Source organism: Phocaeicola faecicola (assembly GCF_013618865.1).
Taxonomy (GTDB): domain Bacteria; phylum Bacteroidota; class Bacteroidia; order Bacteroidales; family Bacteroidaceae; genus Phocaeicola; species Phocaeicola faecicola.
In genome coordinates, this window is sequence record NZ_JABSOE010000003.1 from 1 (window position 1) to 18686 (window position 18686).

Below are 18686 nucleotides of genomic sequence, written 5' to 3' on the forward strand. Positions count from 1 at the left end.
ATATCAAGGATCTATTTAGCCATGCTGAATACGACATCCTTTACAAAAATGACGGTCAGCTAGAATTGGATTTTACATCATAATGAGCCATATTGAGATGTTTTACATTTTTTAAGAGACACTAGTGACAATATTTATTGATTCGCTGCAAAAATAGGAACAATGATGCAGCCATGCCATTAATTTCATACACGGCGGAGCCCCCTCTTCACCTTCCGAAAGTTCATTCTCCACTTAAGCAGACCGCAGAAACGATCCGTCAACTGAGTTGTTTCCCCAGGTGTATGAAATTAATGGCACAGTTCGGACCGTTCTTCTATCTTTGCAGCAAAGAAAGACGACCGGGGGCCTCATCACAGCTAACACAATATGCTTATAGATTGATAAACAATATACTTATGAAGAAGAATATGAAAAAGATTATCAAGAAGATTTTAATTATCACTTTGTATGCGCTGGTTTTCATCCCGAACTTCATAAAGGGGTTCATAAAAGGATTTGCAAACGGATAAGGGCAGGAAAGCATGACTGTTCATCCTAACCGCTGGACATATCTCACCCGATTTCAGTATTCACATTACGCTCACATTAAATATCGACCATTATGAAATATACAAGAAAATTCTTAGACGGATACATTACGTACGATGAGAACGATGCAATCGTTAACGCCGACTCATTCTTCGGATTTATATTCAAGAGCATCGCGGCATTGATATACGGCACAATACTGGGACTGTTCTATACAGCCGTGCTCGGACTGCTGGCATACGTCGGCTTTGGCGCTTTGGGCTGGCTCTTATGCCTCATCGCCTAAACGGAGAATCATAAAAAAGGCTTTGTCTCGAGACAAAGCCTCCTGAACAATATATCCTTTTATTTCGCCTGATATTCAAGGCAACTGAAATCCGCATAAGCCTTTGATTTTCCGGATACGGACGTTGCATACAGCCCGATGACAACTCCAGTAAATCCACCCGCCGTTTCACTGCTTAAGTATCGGGTATTCATCTTGTCTATTTCCTGATACGCTCCATTGTGAATATAGCCGAAATAATAATGGCCCATATCTGACTTAACAGTCAGTTCAACCTGCTTCTTTTCCTTCAGCAAAATTTCTTTCTCTATGTGTTCCAGTTCTCCAAGTTTATATCTCAGAACGATGGATTGGGTATCATCCTCATTTTGCCGTACAAACAGGTCATAATGTGAATGATAATCCATATAGACAGTGATTCCGGCTTCATCACCCGGCTGCGCATCACGCAAGGTGAAAGAAGTGGCAGCATGCATGTCAAAATCGGTCTGGCGTATTCCGACAAAAGTGGGACTACCAATTTCCGACAATGATACGGGTGTGGCCTTCAGTCGCAGTTTCCCGTTCTTGAACTCATAATTTTCCATCCTGGGATTTTGCAGGAACATCCATTCGGAAGACAGCTTCCCGTTTTCAAAAGAATAGCGTCCTGAACTTTCGGCTATAGGATACAATGGCAGTGTAGGCACATCCATATCCAGCGATATAATGCCATTGCCATTGACCACCGGCCAGGCATTTTTATCCCATCTCACCGGAGAGAGGAATGTCTCTCTTCCCAATGTGTGATGGAAACCCGGCATATTCCGATAGCCCAGACATACCATCCACCACGAACCGTCCGAGGCTTCCACAAAATCGGCATGACCGGTACCTTGTACCGGATTTGTCTCGGCTTCCTGACAGGCATGGGTCAATATGGGATTGGCCGGATTACCCACATAGGGACCGTCTATATACCTGCTTCTTGCTATTGTGACACTATGGGCAACTTCCGTACCCCCTTCTGATATCAAGAGATAATACCATCCGTCTTTTTTATAAATATGAGGTCCTTCCGGATACCTTCCCCCTGTTCCGGTCCAGATTCTCTTCGATGGCGTCAACTGCTCTCCGGTCATCGGGTCTATCTCGCATAGCATGATACATCCTCCCGGATTGCTCACCATATAGCATTTTTCGTCTTCAAAATACAGCGAAGGATCTATTCCTCCCTGCTCCAGCCACACAGGCTCTGACCATTCTCCCCTGGGGTCGGTAGTATGTACCAGAAAATTCTTTCCCCGGTCCGATATGTTAGTGGTAATCATATAAAACACCCCTTTATGATAACGGAGGGTAGGTGCATAAATCCCTGAGACTGATGTCGCACCATCCAGTTTCACCTGTGAACTTCTGGTCAGACAGTTGCCGATTTGCTCCCAATTGACAAGATTACGGCTATAAAACAAGGGAACTCCGGGGAAGTACTGGAAACTGCTGTTTACAAGATAAAAACCGTCGTCGGCCCTACATACACTCGGATCAGGATGAAACCCTTTGATCACAGGATTCTTATATCCTTGGGCGTAGGTTTCAAATACAAAGAGTACAAGAGTTAAGAATAAGAATTTCAAACATTTCATAGTTATCAAATTTATTATGTTTACTACCAAAATCATTTCCGGTTACCCGTCATGCAAAATCACAGGTCTTCATGCTTTCTCATACCCGAAGTACAAGCATCATCTGGGAACATAAAACAGGGGCGGCACAAAGAGCAGGATGAGCAGAAGAGACTGTGCCTGCCTGAAATGTTACAGGAAACACAGGAAGCGGTACACAGCCCCCGCAGCGGTATAAATTGTATTTGTTTTTCATATATTCACGGTATTTTCTGCAAAAATAAACGATATGACTATGCGACTCTGATATTATATTATCACAGTTTTGTCATATTCTAAGAATGTAACGGGTCAACACGGCAGTAACATCTTAGTTCCTACGCCTCCCCTGGCAGTTCATTCCTCCTTGTATGCCCAACCGTAACCGGACCTGCCGTCAAAGTGGATGTGAACATCATCCACTCTTATAAAGACGATACCCATACAGGAAAATCAAGATACAATACGATCCGCAAAGAAAATACAGCTGCCACACCTGCCATAAGCCGACGTCCGGTTCATGACAGCATAAACAACCTGGGGCGACGGCACAATCTGTGGAAGTCATCCAGTAAAGCCGCATTCGAATAAACAGTACCTTCTGCTTTCATTACTCCATATGCATCGTGAGCATGGCCAAACAAATGATAGCGAGGCTTCACCTCACATACCCGCTGCCGGAGTGGAGCATTCCCCCAGTGCGTTCCGGCAGACTTATCCAGTATCATCACCGGAGGCTCATGCGTAATGACCACGTCTGTATCGGCCGGAATCAGACTTTCCGGATGATTATATGCCAGTCCGAAGAATCTGACTCCTTCAATCACGCATCCGCAATCCTGCAGGAAATGTACTCCTTCGGGCAAATTTTCGATGCCTTCCGCATCCCAAAGGCACAAGTCATGGTTTCACGTTACAAAAAGTTTGTGCGGATACGGAAGTCCTGCAAACCAATTCAGAAAGTCCAGCACCTCCTCTTCGGTTCCGTATTCCGTAAAATCCCCACAATGCACAATGACATCTGCTGCCGGAAGTTCCGTCAGTTCCGAATGATGATTATGCGTGTCTGATAATTGAAGTATCTTCATTGGGTCAGTTAGCGAATTTGATTAATCTTTGATTTTCTTCACCACTTCCACATCGGCCGGAAGCCACTTTACGCTGTCCAGTTCTTCCGGTCTCAGCCAGGCGGCATTTTCATGCTCCTTCAGTACCAGATGACCGGAAACAACGGAGCATCGGTAACAATGCATGGTCAGGTGGAACGAAGGATAATCATAGTCCACCGTCACAAGAAAATCATTCACCCGGATATCCGTATCCAGTTCCTCGCGAATCTCACGTACCAGTGCCTCCTCCGGACCCTCACCCGGTTCTATCTTTCCCCCTGGAAATTCCCAGTAGTCCTTAAACTCTCCATACCCGCGCCGCGTGGCGAAATACTTTCCGTCACGGTCAATGACTGCCGCAACCACTTCAATGTGTTTCCTTACTTCCCGGCTTTCTCCTTCCCGGCAAATGCTCCAGAAGGAAACACATTTGGCATCCGCAAACTCCTTCATCCGCCACGCCGATTCAAAGCCGCTGGCCACAAAATGCATGGGTACGAACAAACCCACCTGAAACCGGTCCAGAAACTGACGCGCTCCACGCGTGTAACCGTTGCCGATACGCCCGTCTACAGGAAACATCACCACATCAAAACGGTCCGTAAGTTTACGGATATCCTTCAGTTCGCCCAAGAAACGCTTTTCTTCTTTAGCCGGATCGATGTCAATGCCCCACTCCGGACTGTAAACCAGTCCTCCCTGATAATCATCCGTCAGGAAACGGGCATACCAGTTGTTCAGATCACCCGCATGAAAAAAACGGCTTCCGCCCGTTTCTACCACCCATGAGACACCGCTGTCATTGCTCCCGGTAGCGGTTACACGGATCAATCCGTCTTCCCATACAGCCCCCTTTCCCAACCATACGTCTGCATCTTCCTTCTTTGCCCGACGATGCTTCAAGATGTCTTTCGAGAGGATGTAGCAAAGATTGTCTTTCCGGGCCCGCCAGGAAAATATCTCAGGATTGAAATGATCTTCATGGAAATGACTCGAAAAGACATACATCGGTTTGGACGATTGCAGCAAACGGGGCATGACGTCTGCCGGATCCATCCAATAATCGAATATGAGTATACAGCGGTCTGTTTCCAACGCAAAGCCGCTGTGAAAAATATAGGTCAGTTGCATAACGGGTGCTAATTTAAGGGTTGTCGCAGAAGCCGGTCGCTTCTATCCGCAAAAATACAGATTATTCGGAAAACTTCCATTAAATCTTCCTGCCATTATGCCAAATCCTTACTCATCGCATCTGGCACTGACCAGGCGCAACAGGGCTTTATTGATCCGTCCATCAACCGTCGCATCCTTGAGGTTTTCCGTCAAATCCGAATCAGGAAGGAACTCGCCGCAGACATCTATTCCCAGCACCGGATGATTGCGCAGAATAATGTACAGCAGTTTTTCCAGTTCTTTCAGATCCATCGTACCCTGGTCCCAATTGGTCACCGCATATTCAGGAGACAGCACATCTTTGTCGATGGAGATATATACCGGATCAGCCACAAACTCCCTGGAGAACTTCCTCCAGCTTTCCTCCTTGTTAAGGTCGTTGTCGCTGTAAAAATGCACCTTTTCCTCGTATCCGTGAGGTACCGCCCGGATCAATTCATCCGAAGCACCCACAATTACCACATTGCGACAGTTTGTGTTACTGTCCAGCACGTCCTTTACCCAACTGCCACACGAAAGAATATGATCGAACAGAGAAGGCTGCATGTCCGGATGATGGTCGAATACCACCAGTGAGAACGGTCGGGTAATTCTGTCTGTCCAGAATTTGGTAAGGTAATGATAATTGCCGGAATCAATGAAGTGAACACCTCCTGCGGGGCATTCTCCGATAAGCTTTACCAGCGCATTTTTCCCTTCTTCATCACAATAGCAGTCGGTCCCCGACAAATGCCTGCAGTCCAACCATTTGTACCGGCTATTGTGCGGTAATCCCTCCATATCATATACTCCCGAAAAATTCATTATCACGACATTCCGTGAAAGCAGTCCATTCGTTTCATCCATATTATACAGTGTATTATTCTATCTTATTCTTTCATCTTTTCTTACTCTCATACAAATCTCCGGAGAAAATGTCATAAACATGACAGGGGGCGGTTGAACAACCGTCCCCTGTTTATGATTCAGCTTTGCTTATTTGATTTCAATGGTCTTGCATTCTTTGGCTTTTTCTTCCTGAGTCTTCTTCGGCAGATCAATGGTCAGTACACCGTCATTGACAGAAGCACTGATATGATCTTTCTCCACATCTTCCGGAAGTACCAGTGCCTGCTGGAACTTCGAGTAAGAAAACTCCCGGCGCAGATACTTGCTTTTGTCGTTCTTTGATTCGTTTTTCTTCTCCATCGTAATCACCAACTGATTGTCGTCGGCCAAATGTATGTTGAAGTCTTCCTTAGTCATTCCCGGAGCTGCAACCTCTATCTTATAATCTGTTTCGTTTTCAATTACATTGACGGCAGGTGCAGTAGTATTTGTCTTGAACATCCAGTCATTATCAAAGAAATCATTGAAGATACTTGGTAACCATTCCTGATTGTTTCTTCTAATCGGCATCATAATTGTAACCTCCTATTATTAAGTTTATTATTATCTTTTTTTCTTCATCGCTTTCGCGATTCACTATCAGTATGACAAACGATGTGCCCGACTTTCTCCGAAGACGCTCAGACCCAGATTGTTTAACTTGCATTACACTTTCATGCCGTGATTTTAAACCTATGCAAACATTCGGGTTGACAAACTGCCACCCGGCCGGACATTACGTCACAAAAACGCACATTATGACATACGTACTCTTCCGGACACCCTGAGGCAAGCAACCACCGACATACGGTCTCCCCCCGGCTTTGACAAGAGGTGGCCTATTTACTAGCATATTCCGGTTAAAATCCGTACATTTGTAGAAATTAAAAGTACGCAACCCGAAAACAAGACCGATATGAATAACAGAATTTGTCGTCTTTTCAACATACAATACCCCATCATACAAGGAGGAATGGTATGGTGCAGTGGCTGGAGGCTGGCTGCCGCAGTAAGCAATGCTGGAGGTTTGGGACTGATCGGAGCCGGTTCCATGCATCCGGAAACCCTGCGTGAGCACATACGGAAGTGTCAGGCCGCCACACAAAAGCCCTTTGGTGTGAATGTGCCTCTCATGTATCCGGAAATTGAGACCATCATGCAAATCATCATGGAAGAAGGGGTGAAAATCGTGTTTACATCGGCGGGGAATCCTAAAACCTGGACCGACAGATTGCACCAGCAAGGCATTCTAGTAGCCCATGTGGTTTCCTCTACCCGCTTTGCGGCCAAATGTGAAGAAGCGGGTGTCGATGCCGTCGTGGCCGAGGGATTTGAAGCAGGAGGACATAACGGGCGGGAAGAAACGACCACTTTCTGTCTGATTCCGGCCGTACGAAAACTGTGTGCCTTGCCCCTGATTGCCGCAGGTGGAATTGTAAGCGGCGAGGGCATTCTGGCTGCACAGAGTCTGGGAGCCGACGGCGTACAGTTGGGTACCCGTTTTGCACTGACCGCCGAAAGTTCGGCACACTTCAACTTTAAAGACCGGTGTCTGCAGTTGAATGAAGGAGATACCGTACTGACCCTCAAACAGCTCTCACCCACCCGTCTGGTGAAAAATGAATTCTACCGCCAGGTGGCAGAGGCAGAATCGAGAGGGGCTTCAGAGGACGAGATCAGAGAGTTGCTGGGAAAAGGACGTGCAAAAAAGGGAATCTTTGAAGGCAATCTGGAAGAAGGCGAACTGGAAATCGGCCAGGCTGCCTCCATGGTAAAGCAACTGCAGACAGTCAAGGAGGTCATGAGCGAACTCGTCTCGGACTACAACAGGGCCCTGCGGCGCATGCAGGATCACTTGTCATGGGGTGAATAAAGCTACAGAAAGGTACATACTGGAAGACTCCATTCAAAGCAGTATTCCAGGTTATGTCATCATGAATACTAATTATAAGACCGAATGAGATATGGCAGATAACTATCTTGAACGCCAGCGGGAACAGTACGAAGCCCGTAAGGCTGCCTGGGAAAAGGAAAAGAAACTGGGACGGAGAAAGGGAAATAAAACCTTGTCGGTCCGGAAACCCGCTACGCCGGCAGCAGAGAATGTGACCACAGAAAAAAAATGAATCAAACCAATAGTAAATTATGGAAATAACCAGTGCTGAATTTGTAATAAGTAACTCACGGGCCGATATGTGTCCGAAAGGGAATTTGCCGGAATATGCTTTCATCGGACGTTCCAACGTGGGAAAATCCAGTCTGATCAATATGCTGACCAAGAATCCGAAGTTGGCAATGACTTCTTCTACTCCGGGAAAGACGTTGCTCATCAACCATTTCCTGATCAACAAGGAGTGGTATCTGGTCGACTTGCCGGGATACGGATATGCACAGCGGGGCAAGAAAATGATGGAGAAAATACAGAAGCTGATTGAATATTATGTGCTTGAACGGGAACAGATGACTTGTCTTTTCGTATTGGTCGACAGTCGTCTGGAGCCTCAGAAAATCGATCTGGAATTCATTCAGTGGCTGGGAGAAAACGGCATTCCGTTTGCCATCATCTTTACCAAGGCCGACAAGCAAAGCGCAGGAAAGACAAAGATGAACGTAGCGCATTACCTGGATCGTCTGAAAGAGGAATGGGAAGAACTTCCACCTTATTTCATCTCTTCTTCTGAGAACCGGACCGGCCGGAAAGAGATTCTGGATTATATAGACAGTGTAAACCGCCAACTCAAAGAAGCTGCCACTGTCTGAGGCTTCCGGCTCATTTTTCCACAAGGGGAAAGTTGTGTAATAAAAGAAATCCCGGATCTGACTGATATGAAACAGTCAGATCCGGGATTTCTTTATCTCTCCACAGACAATAAATTATCGGCAGATGTCATTCATCTCCCTTCAATATTGGAAGGGTTATCTTATACTTGACAGCCAGCAGGCGCACAATAAACACTGTGATACCGCCAATCATCTGTGTCTGATAAGCTTCCATATCAAGCAACTGACAGATCCAGCATGCCAGGCCTCCTGCCACACAGGCCATCGCATAGATTTCCTTACGGAATATCAGCGGAATCTCATTGATAAAGACATCACGGATCACACCTCCTGCAGCTCCGGTTATGCTACCCATAATAATGGCTACCCAGAAAGGATATCCCAAAGCTATCGTCTTGCTGAATCCGACCACCGTGAACAATGCCAGTCCGATACTGTCGAAAAAGAAGAACGTATTGTTCAGGTGAATCAGGTATTTTCCGAAGATAATCACAAAAAACATGGCAAATGCCGTACATATCAAATAAATCGGGTCGGTCATCCACACGGGTGTCACATCAAGCAACACGTCCCTGATAGTACCGCCGCCGATGGCAGTAGCCAGTCCCACAATGTAGGCGCCAAACCAGTCGAACTGTTTGGCAGAAGCCAGACGGATACCACTGATTGCAAAGGCAAAGGTTCCTACAAAATCTAATATCTGTACAAAAGAGAGCATTATTCTTTAATATTACAAACCATCAAAATATCTCTATAATCTCACCAGGTATAATTGAATCCAAGACTCAACAGTTCCTGCAACTGGAAGTAACTTTTATCCGGATCACGTACTACTGAATCGTCGAAACGGGTGTGAACAAAGAGCTTGGTCGAAAAATACTTGTTAAAGGTAAACGTAAACGTATTTTCCCATTCCGAAAGCACCTTCTCATAGTTCGTTGTATAAGAGAAGCGGGATTCCCACAACAGGTTCTTGATGATGATCCAGCTTACGGTTGCCTCCAAACGTGAACCCAACTGATTTTTACTCTTGCAACCCGCATCGATATTGAACTTCGTAGGGTCGACCCGGTCACTTGCAATACTATAACGGGTGTAGTTGAACGGATTCACCAGTACAGAAAGGTTGCACACCCCGTCCTTGACGTATTTGTAGTCCATACCCAGACCGACATTCAGTTCGGCCGGAGAGAAGAACGTTGATACCAGATTCTCCGAGTTGGTTTCGTAGCTGGAAGCAAACTGTGTCTTGAATTCAGCCGAAAGAGTATAATACCAGTTCCAGATTGCCTTATAACCTAATTTGGAGCTGATACGGAACAGGTCGTTGTTGGGTTTATACTGATGCACCGTATCCGACGGAGTAGCAATAAAGCCCAGTTTCCATTCTATCCGGTTCTCAAACTGCACTTTCTGCTGGTCATTGTAATTGATCTGCCATACCAGTCCCGACAACAGTGATTTTGTACTTTCACCTCCTTTATACCAGTTTTTTGAAATAAAGTTCTGCGAGAACTGTACATATCCGTTTCCTCCCATTGTCCAGAAATTAGGCTTCACCACCAGCAGTTCGTTTTCATCCACCTGCTGTACCTGCATGGGAGTCCGCGACAGGTAGAAGACCTTCTCCTTGTTCGGACGCTTGATCTTATATTTATCTCCCAGAGGTTCCACTCCCTTCAGGTCACGCTCATTCTTGCGTACCATGTTCGGATAGTCCAGATAGAAACTCAGCAACTGACGGTTGATGTACTGGTCTATCTTTTTCGATTTCGTCAGCTGAGGCAACGGAGGAAGCAGTTTCTCTATCGGATCTTCCTTGACAAATGGAATTACCGGTTTCCAGTCGCTGATTGAGAAAGCCTCCTCAATCGGATCGGAATAATAAGTAGTAGGTATAATCAGTTTATAATAGTCGGCATCCGAACGGATCCATGCCGGAGCTGCAGGCAGGTAAATGTCGTCCCACCGGTCGAGCAGTTCCTTATATTCTCTGTGAAAGTTTCTGACATACAGGTTGAATTTCCACACACAGGGATGAGGAATATATGATTTTTTCATCTTCTCCACTTTCATCAGACTGTCCTGGAGCAGCGAATCACTGCAATAGGCATCCCTTCTTTGCTGTACCAACGTCTTCATCTTCGGATTCTCCGGCAAGGAATCTACCGGTTCCAGGCTCTCATACAATACAGACAGGGAATCTTCTGAAAGAGCAACGGTAGAATCCGCACGGACTCCCCCGATCGTATCTGTCCATATGGTATATGCCGTATCACCGGCTAAGGATAATGAAAGTCCGTTGATTGAAGTAAATATCGTGTCCCGTTGTGTCTGGACCGCTCCGACATGTCCCCCTCCTACCGAATAAAAAAGACCTCCTAAGAGCAAGGTATAAATCAATTTTTTCATCGCTATTATTTTTTCTGCAAAAATACGTTTTTTCTCATAAAATAAAAAAGCTTTCAATTATAACATTATACCTCGGCTTTTGGTTTTCACAATATGCGACTAAAATGCATTCTCGAATGTTTTATTGATGAATATAATGGGATATTTGGCTTTTTTTTATAATTTTGCAAACTTGAAATAAAAGTGTTAGAAACAACAACTATTTTAAAATATTCATAATTGTGGCAGAAACAAAGTACATTTTTGTAACAGGTGGTGTTGCCTCTTCACTGGGTAAAGGCATTATCTCATCATCTATCGGTAAGTTGCTGCAGGCCAGAGGCTACAGCGTAACCATTCAGAAGTTTGACCCGTATATCAATATCGATCCGGGTACATTGAATCCTTATGAACACGGAGAATGTTATGTAACAGTGGACGGCCATGAAGCCGACCTTGACTTGGGGCATTATGAACGCTTCCTGGGTATTCAGACTACCAAGGCCAATAATATTACTACCGGACGTATTTATAAGAGTGTAATCGACAAAGAACGTCGGGGCGACTATCTGGGCAAGACCATCCAGATCATCCCTCACATTACCGATGAAATCAAACGCAACGTAAAACTGCTGGGTAACAAGTACAAATTTGACTTTGTAATTACCGAAATCGGTGGTACAGTGGGCGATATCGAGTCATTGCCTTATCTGGAAAGTATCCGTCAGCTGAAATGGGAACTCGGACGCAACGCACTTTGCGTGCACCTGACTTACGTTCCTTATCTGGCTGCAGCAGGAGAGTTGAAGACAAAGCCTACACAGCATTCTGTAAAGGAACTGCAGTCGGTAGGTATCCAGCCGGATATTCTGGTATTGCGTACAGAACATGAACTGAGCCTGAACCTGAGAAAGAAAGTGGCCTTGTTCTGTAATGTAGATGAGAATGCGGTCATCCAGTCTAAGGACATGCCGACTATCTACGAAGTGCCTCTGCGCATGCAGGAACAGAAACTGGATGTAACCATTCTGGAAAAGATGGGACTTCCGGTAGGAGAAACTCCGACCCTGGGACCGTGGAGAGACTTCCTGAACCGTCGTCATAACGCGACTGAAAAGGTGAAGATCGGTCTGGTAGGCAAATACGACTTGCAGGATGCTTACAAGTCTATCCTCGAAGCATTGTCACAGGCAGCGACATACAACGACCGCAAGGCGGACATCCACTTCATCAACAGCGAGAACCTGAACGATGCCAACGTAGAAGAACAGCTGAAGGATATGGACGGTATCATCATCTGTCCGGGATTCGGCCAGCGTGGCGTGGAAGGTAAGTTCGTTGCACTTAAATACTGCCGTACACACGACGTGCCGACTTTCGGTATCTGTCTGGGTATGCAGTGCATGGCCATTGAATTCGCCCGCAACGTACTGGGATATGCAGATGCAAACAGCCGTGAGATGGATGAAAAGACTCCGCACAATGTGATTGACATCATGGAAGAACAGAAATCAATCACCAACATGGGTGGTACCATGCGTCTGGGAGCCTACGAATGCGTATTGGATGTTCATTCAAAAGCATATCAGGCTTATAAGAGCGAGCACATCCAGGAACGTCACCGTCACCGCTACGAATTCAACAGCGACTACCGCAAGGAATACGAGGCAGCCGGCATGAAATGCGTGGGTGTAAATCCGGATTCAGGTCTGGTGGAAATCGTTGAAATCCCTGAACTGAAATGGTATATCGGTACGCAGTTCCATCCGGAATACAGCAGTACGGTATTGAAACCTCACCCATTGTTCCTGTCATTTATCAAGGCGGCCATCGACAAATAAGCAGCCTGGTAGCAGACGGATGATTAAAATGTATAATAAAAAATTGATATAGTAAATGGATAAAAACACGTTAGTGGGATTTGTCTTGATTGGAGCGGTTATTGTAGGTTTCAGTATCTACAATCGCCCCAGTCAGGAGGAAATGGCACGTGCTCAACATTATCAGGACTCGGTCCGTGCGGAATTGCAGAAGCAGGAGCTGGAGCAGAAGGAACAGGAACTGAATGCTGAAAAAACGGCTCTGACGCTGGATTCGACTTCTCTGTTCTACCAGGCTTCTCAGGGTACGGAACAGTTTACCACGCTGGAAAACGAGCTGGTACAACTGACACTCAGCAACAAGGGAGGACGTATCTGCAAGGCAATGCTGAAGGAATACAAGGACCAGCAGCAGCAGCCTCTGGTACTGTTCGACGGCGAGGATGCCTCATTGAACATCGGACTGGAAGGCAAGAATGAGAACATCATGAGCAGCCAGATGTATTTTGAGACGGTGAATGTAACCGACAGTACCGTAACCATGCGCCTGAACGCCGGAGACGGTTGTCTGGATTTCAATTACAAACTGCTGCCTCATTCTTATATGGTCAACTTTACGGTTGAGGCAAAGGGGTTGCAGAACTTCTTCTCGCCTTCAGCGAAGAGTATGAGCATCGACTGGAAGCAGCGCGCACGCCAGACTGAAAAGGGATATACCTTTGAACAGCGCTATACTTCGCTGACCTACAAGCCGGTCGATGACGATTTCGATTACCTGAGCGAGACCAAGGACGAAAAGGAAAGCATTCCGGAAGTACTCGACTGGGTAGCATTCAAGAACCAGTACTTCTCATGTGTATTCATGGCCGAGAAGAGTTTCGAGAATGCCACACTGGAGTCTAAGATGGAACAGAAAGGCAGCGGTTACATGAAACGCTACCATGCGGACATGACTACCGCCTTCGACCCGACCGGTGCGGAACCTTCAAGATTCCAGTTCTACTTCGGACCGAACCATTTCAAGACCTTGCTGGCAAGCAATGACCTGAGCATCAACCAGAATGATCCGGAACTGGAAGACCTGGTTTACCTGGGATGGCCGATTATCCGCCTGATCAACCGCTGGTTTACCATCAACCTGTTCGACTGGTTGTCAAGCTGGGGACTGAGCATGGGTATCGTACTGTTGCTGATGACCATCATTGTGAAGATTCTGGTACTTCCTACTACCTGGAAGTCGTTCATTTCTTCTGCAAAGATGCGTGCCCTGAAGCCTTACGTAGACAAGATCAATGCCAAATATCCGAAGCAGGAAGATGCGCTGAAGAAACAGCAGGAAACCATGGCGCTTTACAGCCAGTACGGAGTCAGCCCGATGGGTGGCTGTCTGCCGATGCTGATCCAGACCCCGGTATTCATGGCTTTGTTCTTCTTCGTGCCGAATGCAATTGAACTGCGTCAGCAGAGCTTCCTGTGGGCAAACGACCTGTCTTCTTACGATGACCTGATCAGCTGGAGCACCAGCATTCCTTTGCTGGGCAATCACCTGAGCATCTTCTGTCTGCTCTTCAGTATCACGACCGTGCTGAACCAGATTGTCATGATGAAGCAGCAGGATATGGGCAACAATCCTCAGATGGCTGCCATGAAGTGGATGATGTACATCATGCCGGTGATGTTCTTCTTCATCTTCAACGAGTATGCATCGGGATTGAGCTACTACTATTTCATCTCCGGTCTGATCGGTATCCTGACCATGTGGATCATGCGCCGCATGACGGACGAGAAGAAGTTGCTGGCACAGCTGGAAGCCAACAAGAAGGAGGCGAAACCGGGTAAGACCAGCGGACTGATGGCCAAGTTGGAAGCCCTGCAGAAAGAGCAGGAACGTCTTCAGAAGGAACGTCAGGAAAGAATGAACAAGAAATAAGGCTCGGCTTCTCCTACAGGGAGACCCTTCAGAATGACGAGGCGGTCTCAAGAAACCGGGAGCAGTCAGGCATTACCAATAGTGAAAAGAGTTCGGTATTATACCGGACTCTTTTTCTTTTTTCCCGGTCCCGTTATTTGCTCCCCCATTCAATCATCCGTCAGTTGCCCCCACGCCAGCAGATAGCCCATGTTTCACAAATTACGGCGCTGCCCTCACAATCTGTCAAATGCCCTCCGTTTATTCCCTAAGATTTGCTATCTTTGTTTTCAGTTTATTTTCAATTTCATAAAAACAATATAAATATGAACAAAGCAGACTTAATGAGCATGACTGCAGCGATGATGCTCGCCGCTACGGCCTGTGTCAGTCCGGAACAGTCGGCTACGGATGCCGGTACGCCATTCATCGGCAAACAACAGATCGAGATAAAGGATGGCAAGCTGACTCCGGAAGCGTTATGGGCCATGGGACGTATCGGCAGCACGGCGGTATCCCCCGACGGCAAGCAGATTGCCTATACCGTATCGTATTATAGTGTAAAGGAAAACAAGAGCCACCTTACCATCTACGTAATGAACGCTGACGGCAGCAACAACCGCCAGCTGACCACCACTTCCGACAACGAAGGAGAACCGTGCTGGATAAAGGGAGGAACGAAAATCGCCTTCCTGACAGCGGCCGGCGGCAGCAACCAGATCTGGGAAATGAATCCGGACGGAACCGGAAGAAAGCAGTTGTCGCAGTACGAAGGAGACATTGAAGGATTCAAGTTCTCTCCCGACGAAAGCAAGGTACTGTTCATTTCACAAGTGAAATACGGAGAACGTACCGCAGACCAATATCCGGATCTGGACAAAGCCAGCGGTATGGTCATCGACGACCTCATGTACAAGCACTGGGACGAATGGGTACAGTCGGTTCCTCATCCGTTTGTAGCTTCCTTCGACGGAAATCAGGTGGGTCAGGCTACTGATATCCTGGAGGGAGAGCCTTATGAATCACCGATGAAGCCTTTCGGAGGCATCGAGCAGCTGGCATGGAGCAACGATTCGAAACAGATTGCCTATACCTGCCGCAAAAAGACAGGACTGGAGTATTCGGTATCTACGGATTCGGACATTTACCTTTACGACCTGAGCACAGGCCAGACACGCAACCTGTGCAAGGAAGATGCCACCGACAAGAACATGGGCTATGACACCAATCCGAAATTCTCACCCGACGGAAAAAGCATTGCCTGGCAGAGCATGGAACGCGACGGTTACGAAAGCGACCGCAACCGGCTGTGTGTCATGAACCTGGAGAACGGCAAAAAGACCTATGTCACCGAAGCCTTCCAGTCGGGAGTAGATGATTACTGCTGGGCACCCGACGGAAATACGCTGTACTTTACCGGAGTATGGCATGCCACCAGCATGATCCACAGCACCAACCTCCAAGGAGAGGTGAAACAGCTCACCGAGGGCATGTACGACTACGGTACGGTCAGCATGCTCGAAGACGGTAAACTGCTGACCAAGCGTCACGCCATCAGCGAGGCCGACGAACTGTTTACGGTCGACCTGAAGGCTGAGAACAAAGTAACCCGCATCACACAGGAAAACGACCACATCTTCAGCCAGCTGAAGCTCGGTAAGGTAGAGCCGCGCTGGACCCGTACGGTAGACGGCAAGCAGATGTTGTCGTGGGTGGTATATCCTGCCGACTTCGACCCCAACAAGAAGTATCCTACCCTGCTCTTCTGCGAAGGCGGACCGCAGTCACCTGTCAGTCAGTTCTGGAGCTATCGCTGGAACCTGCAGATCATGGCAGCCAACGATTACATCATCATTGCTCCGAACCGTCGCGGACTGCCGGGATTCGGCATGGAATGGCTGGAAGAAATCAGTACGAACTACGGCGGACACTGTATGGACGACTACCTGAGCGCCATCGATGACATCTCTAAGGAAAAATACGTTGATAAAGACCATTTAGGCTGCGTAGGAGCCAGCTTCGGAGGTTATTCGGTATATTGGCTTGCCGGACATCACAACAAGCGTTTCAAGGCCTTTATTGCCCACGACGGATTCTTCAATATGGAACAGCAGTACCTGGAGACCGAAGAGCTCTGGTTTACCAACTGGGATCTGGGTGGCCCGTATTGGGAAAAGAACAATCCGGCTGTCAAGCGCAGCTATGCCAACTCACCTCACCTCTTTGTCGACAAGTGGGATACGCCGATTCTCTGTATCCATGGAGAAAAGGATTACCGCATCCTGGCTTCCCAGGGTATGGCGGCATTCAATGCGGCCAAGCTGAGAGGGGTACCGGCACAGTTGCTGATTTTCCCGGATGAAAATCACTGGGTACTCAAACCGCAGAACGGTATTCTCTGGCAGCGTACGTTCTTTAACTGGCTCGACAAATGGCTGAAGCCGGGAGAGAATAAACAGTAAGCCGTGACTGCACAAGTTGCCCTGTAATAAGAAATCCCCTTATTTTCCGATAGAGATTTTCGGGAAATAAGGGGATTTTTGTTGGTCTGCGGCCGGCGGACCGGAAACAGCGTTACCTGTCACCGCCTGTAGTCTCAACGGATCACCAGAATCGGTGTCTTGGAATGGAACAGCATCTTGCGGGCCACACTCAGGTTGAAGAGGCGGGCAAAAATGTTCCTCCGGTAATTGGCCACACAGATGGCATCGATGTGTTTCTCGGCCACCATCTTATCCACCTCATTCAGCAGGTTCTCATCATCGAGCACGGTATATTCCACCTTCAGGTGCGGATACTGCTTTCTGAAATAGTCCTGCAGGGCCAGCAGCCTCTTTTCATTGCTTTCCCGCTTTTCGGCATGGGAACTGATGTGCACAAAGGTAATCTCAAACTGCTGCTCCTTGAAACTGGTTACCAGGGAATCGAATGCAATCAGGTCGCGCTGGTCGAAGCTGGTAAATACCGCAATGCGTTTCAGTTCTTCCACCGATTTGATCGTGGCAGCCTCGGGGATCACATACACAAAGGCGGAACTCCGTTCCACAATCTCGGCCGTCACACTGCCTATCAGACTCTGTTCCTTCTCGTTCTCTCCTCTTGTGCCCATTACGATGATGAAGGGCTTGTGACTTTTGGCATAGCGCAGAATTTCTTCTTCTGCAACTCCCTCTTTCAGCACACAGGTATATTTCACGTCCGGATATTCGCCTGAGGCAATCTTGGCCGCTACCTTTTCTGCCAGTTCCTTGAACTGCGTATGTACCCGCTGCATCATGTTGCGCACCGAAATCATTTCTTCGGGCATGGCAAACTGGTAAAGTTCCGTATCATAGGAAGTTCCCGGGAAATAAATCGGACTGTAATAGACATGCAGCAGGACCACTTCTGCATGGAACTGGTCGGCCAGCTTGAATCCAAAGTCGCAGGCTCTCTCCGAATAGGCAGAGAAATCGACCGGAATCAGTATCTTGTTTTCCTTCGATTCACTTCCCCATAAGGCAGTGTCGTTTTCGTTCAGCACCTCCGACTGGAGCCATACCGAACTTTCCACCACCTTCAATGCCTGTGGCAGGTCGTGCTCATTGATGCGCACCCTTACTCCCGATGAAATCACCGGCTGGATCAAATTCACGTTCTGAATATAAGACTCTATCCCTTCATTCTCCAGGATTGTCTGTAAAATCTGAGCTTTAGAATAAGTCAGAATCGCCAGGGTTACCAATTTACTGTCATTATTCATAGTTCATGGAATTAAAAGTGAAAAACTCAGATAAACAAAAAGTCCTGATCCGGTCATAACGAACCGATCAGGACTCCTTGAATGATAAATCAATTATTCTGTTCTTTTAAAATCTCAATTGCCTTGTCCAGTACGGTGGTGTCATCCAGCATGACCAAACCTCCATCAGGACCAGCTTCCAAATGAATACCCACGCTCTTTCCATCCTTGAAGTTCTGACCGCCGAAGAAATTACGGACCGTCTCCACACTGATACCTAATTCATCGGCGATGCGATGCATGCTTCCGGTTGGTAAAGAATCTTTTATTTTACGCAATTCGTTAAAGGTTATTGTTCTGTTCATAGTATTCCAATTTTAGCGTTACACCATTGTATTTGTTAAATCACGATATAAATATAGTAAATTTTATAAAACGGAACAATAAAAAGGAAT

Annotated in this window: 14 protein-coding genes and 3 pseudogenes; 7 read left to right on the plus strand and 10 right to left on the minus strand. The window is 47.0% G+C overall.

Annotation, left to right across the window (positions count from 1 at the left end; all coding sequences use genetic code 11):
- The first annotated feature begins 604 nt into the window (after positions 1 to 604).
- The gene (locus tag H3001_RS01185) at positions 605 to 817 is read left to right on the plus strand and encodes a hypothetical protein (RefSeq protein ID WP_181213848.1); all 213 of its coding nucleotides are present in this window, start codon (positions 605 to 607) and stop codon (positions 815 to 817) included.
- A gap of 59 nt (positions 818 to 876) precedes the next feature.
- Here H3001_RS01185 and H3001_RS01190 read toward each other — a convergent pair whose 3' ends face one another.
- The 6 genes and pseudogenes from H3001_RS01190 to H3001_RS01210 form a co-directional block, all read right to left on the minus strand.
- Positions 877 to 2442 (minus strand): glycoside hydrolase family 43 protein, encoded by a 1566-nt coding sequence (locus H3001_RS01190; RefSeq protein ID WP_181213849.1) that lies wholly within the window; start codon positions 2440 to 2442, stop codon positions 877 to 879.
- 536 nt (positions 2443 to 2978) lie between these two features.
- Positions 2979 to 3548, minus strand: a pseudogene (locus tag H3001_RS01195) (metallophosphatase domain-containing protein).
- A 21-nt stretch (positions 3549 to 3569) separates the two neighbouring features.
- Positions 3570 to 3935: a (deoxy)nucleoside triphosphate pyrophosphohydrolase gene (locus tag H3001_RS19375; protein WP_317170743.1), complete on the minus strand. Its 366-nt coding sequence runs from the start codon at positions 3933 to 3935 to the stop codon at positions 3570 to 3572.
- Between the two features lie 18 nt (positions 3936 to 3953).
- Positions 3954 to 4700, minus strand: a pseudogene (locus H3001_RS19380) (MBL fold metallo-hydrolase); the annotation flags it as partial.
- A 108-nt stretch (positions 4701 to 4808) separates the two neighbouring features.
- A complete protein-coding gene (locus H3001_RS01205) occupies positions 4809 to 5588 on the minus strand; it encodes an arginase family protein (RefSeq protein ID WP_246368344.1) in 780 nt (259 codons plus the stop codon).
- 129 nt (positions 5589 to 5717) lie between these two features.
- Complete coding sequence (locus H3001_RS01210; protein WP_181213850.1) at positions 5718 to 6143, minus strand: Hsp20/alpha crystallin family protein; 426 nt, start codon at positions 6141 to 6143, stop codon at positions 5718 to 5720.
- A gap of 382 nt (positions 6144 to 6525) precedes the next feature.
- On the opposite strand from H3001_RS01210, the gene H3001_RS01215 reads away from it, so the two are divergent.
- The 3 genes and pseudogenes from H3001_RS01215 (at position 6526) to yihA (ending at position 8369) form a co-directional block, all read left to right on the plus strand.
- Positions 6526 to 7482 (plus strand): NAD(P)H-dependent flavin oxidoreductase, encoded by a 957-nt coding sequence (locus H3001_RS01215; RefSeq protein ID WP_181213851.1) that lies wholly within the window; start codon positions 6526 to 6528, stop codon positions 7480 to 7482.
- Positions 7483 to 7573: 91 nt separating this feature from the next.
- Positions 7574 to 7726 (plus strand): annotated as a pseudogene (locus H3001_RS01220) (SDR family NAD(P)-dependent oxidoreductase); the annotation flags it as partial.
- 28 nt (positions 7727 to 7754) lie between these two features.
- On the plus strand, positions 7755 to 8369 hold the full coding sequence (yihA, locus tag H3001_RS01225) for a ribosome biogenesis GTP-binding protein YihA/YsxC (protein ID WP_181213852.1): 615 nt from the start codon (positions 7755 to 7757) through the stop codon (positions 8367 to 8369).
- A 127-nt stretch (positions 8370 to 8496) separates the two neighbouring features.
- On the opposite strand, the gene H3001_RS01230 is transcribed toward yihA, so the two are convergent.
- Together H3001_RS01230 and H3001_RS01235 are read right to left on the minus strand one after the other, a co-directional pair.
- Entirely contained in the window at positions 8497 to 9108 is a 612-nt protein-coding gene (locus H3001_RS01230) for a trimeric intracellular cation channel family protein (protein ID WP_181213853.1), read from the minus strand.
- A gap of 41 nt (positions 9109 to 9149) precedes the next feature.
- Positions 9150 to 10802, minus strand: a complete 1653-nt coding sequence (locus tag H3001_RS01235) for a DUF3078 domain-containing protein (RefSeq protein WP_246368362.1) — start codon at positions 10800 to 10802, stop codon at positions 9150 to 9152.
- A gap of 221 nt (positions 10803 to 11023) precedes the next feature.
- Here H3001_RS01235 and H3001_RS01240 point away from each other — a divergent pair, with 221 nt between their 5' ends.
- From H3001_RS01240 to H3001_RS01250, 3 genes are all read left to right on the plus strand, one after another.
- Positions 11024 to 12622, plus strand: a complete 1599-nt coding sequence (locus H3001_RS01240; protein ID WP_181213854.1) for a CTP synthase — start codon at positions 11024 to 11026, stop codon at positions 12620 to 12622.
- A 55-nt stretch (positions 12623 to 12677) separates the two neighbouring features.
- Positions 12678 to 14531, plus strand: coding sequence for a membrane protein insertase YidC (gene yidC / locus H3001_RS01245; protein WP_181213855.1), 1854 nt, complete (start codon positions 12678 to 12680; stop codon positions 14529 to 14531).
- 305 nt (positions 14532 to 14836) lie between these two features.
- Positions 14837 to 16972, plus strand: coding sequence for a dipeptidyl-peptidase 5 (locus H3001_RS01250; protein WP_181213856.1), 2136 nt, complete (start codon positions 14837 to 14839; stop codon positions 16970 to 16972).
- Positions 16973 to 17106: 134 nt separating this feature from the next.
- Here H3001_RS01250 and H3001_RS01255 read toward each other — a convergent pair whose 3' ends face one another.
- Positions 17107 to 18252 carry a universal stress protein gene (locus tag H3001_RS01255; RefSeq protein WP_181213857.1) on the minus strand — a complete coding sequence of 382 codons (1146 nt, stop codon included), beginning with the start codon at positions 18250 to 18252 and terminating at the stop codon, positions 17107 to 17109.
- A gap of 89 nt (positions 18253 to 18341) precedes the next feature.
- Positions 18342 to 18596: a DNA-binding protein gene (locus H3001_RS01260; protein ID WP_181213858.1), complete on the minus strand. Its 255-nt coding sequence runs from the start codon at positions 18594 to 18596 to the stop codon at positions 18342 to 18344.
- Positions 18597 to 18686 lie beyond the last annotated feature (90 nt).

Excerpts from the sequence above, each read along its gene's own strand:
- H3001_RS01230 (WP_181213853.1), bottom strand. The coding sequence starts at position 9,108 with ATGCTCTCTTTTGTACAGATATTAGATTTTGTAGGAACCTTTGCCTTT.
- H3001_RS01215 (WP_181213851.1), top strand. The coding sequence starts at position 6,526 with ATGAATAACAGAATTTGTCGTCTTTTCAACATACAATACCCCATCATA.
- H3001_RS01250 (WP_181213856.1), top strand. The coding sequence starts at position 14,837 with ATGAACAAAGCAGACTTAATGAGCATGACTGCAGCGATGATGCTCGCC.
- H3001_RS01260 (WP_181213858.1), bottom strand. The coding sequence starts at position 18,596 with ATGAACAGAACAATAACCTTTAACGAATTGCGTAAAATAAAAGATTCT.
- yihA (WP_181213852.1), top strand. The coding sequence starts at position 7,755 with ATGGAAATAACCAGTGCTGAATTTGTAATAAGTAACTCACGGGCCGAT.
- H3001_RS01205 (WP_246368344.1), bottom strand. The coding sequence starts at position 5,588 with ATGGATGAAACGAATGGACTGCTTTCACGGAATGTCGTGATAATGAAT.
- H3001_RS01185 (WP_181213848.1), top strand. The coding sequence starts at position 605 with ATGAAATATACAAGAAAATTCTTAGACGGATACATTACGTACGATGAG.
- H3001_RS01235 (WP_246368362.1), bottom strand. The coding sequence starts at position 10,802 with ATGAAAAAATTGATTTATACCTTGCTCTTAGGAGGTCTTTTTTATTCG.
- H3001_RS01210 (WP_181213850.1), bottom strand. The coding sequence starts at position 6,143 with ATGATGCCGATTAGAAGAAACAATCAGGAATGGTTACCAAGTATCTTC.
- H3001_RS01190 (WP_181213849.1), bottom strand. The coding sequence starts at position 2,442 with ATGAAATGTTTGAAATTCTTATTCTTAACTCTTGTACTCTTTGTATTT.
- H3001_RS01255 (WP_181213857.1), bottom strand. The coding sequence starts at position 18,252 with ATGAATAATGACAGTAAATTGGTAACCCTGGCGATTCTGACTTATTCT.
- yidC (WP_181213855.1), top strand. The coding sequence starts at position 12,678 with ATGGATAAAAACACGTTAGTGGGATTTGTCTTGATTGGAGCGGTTATT.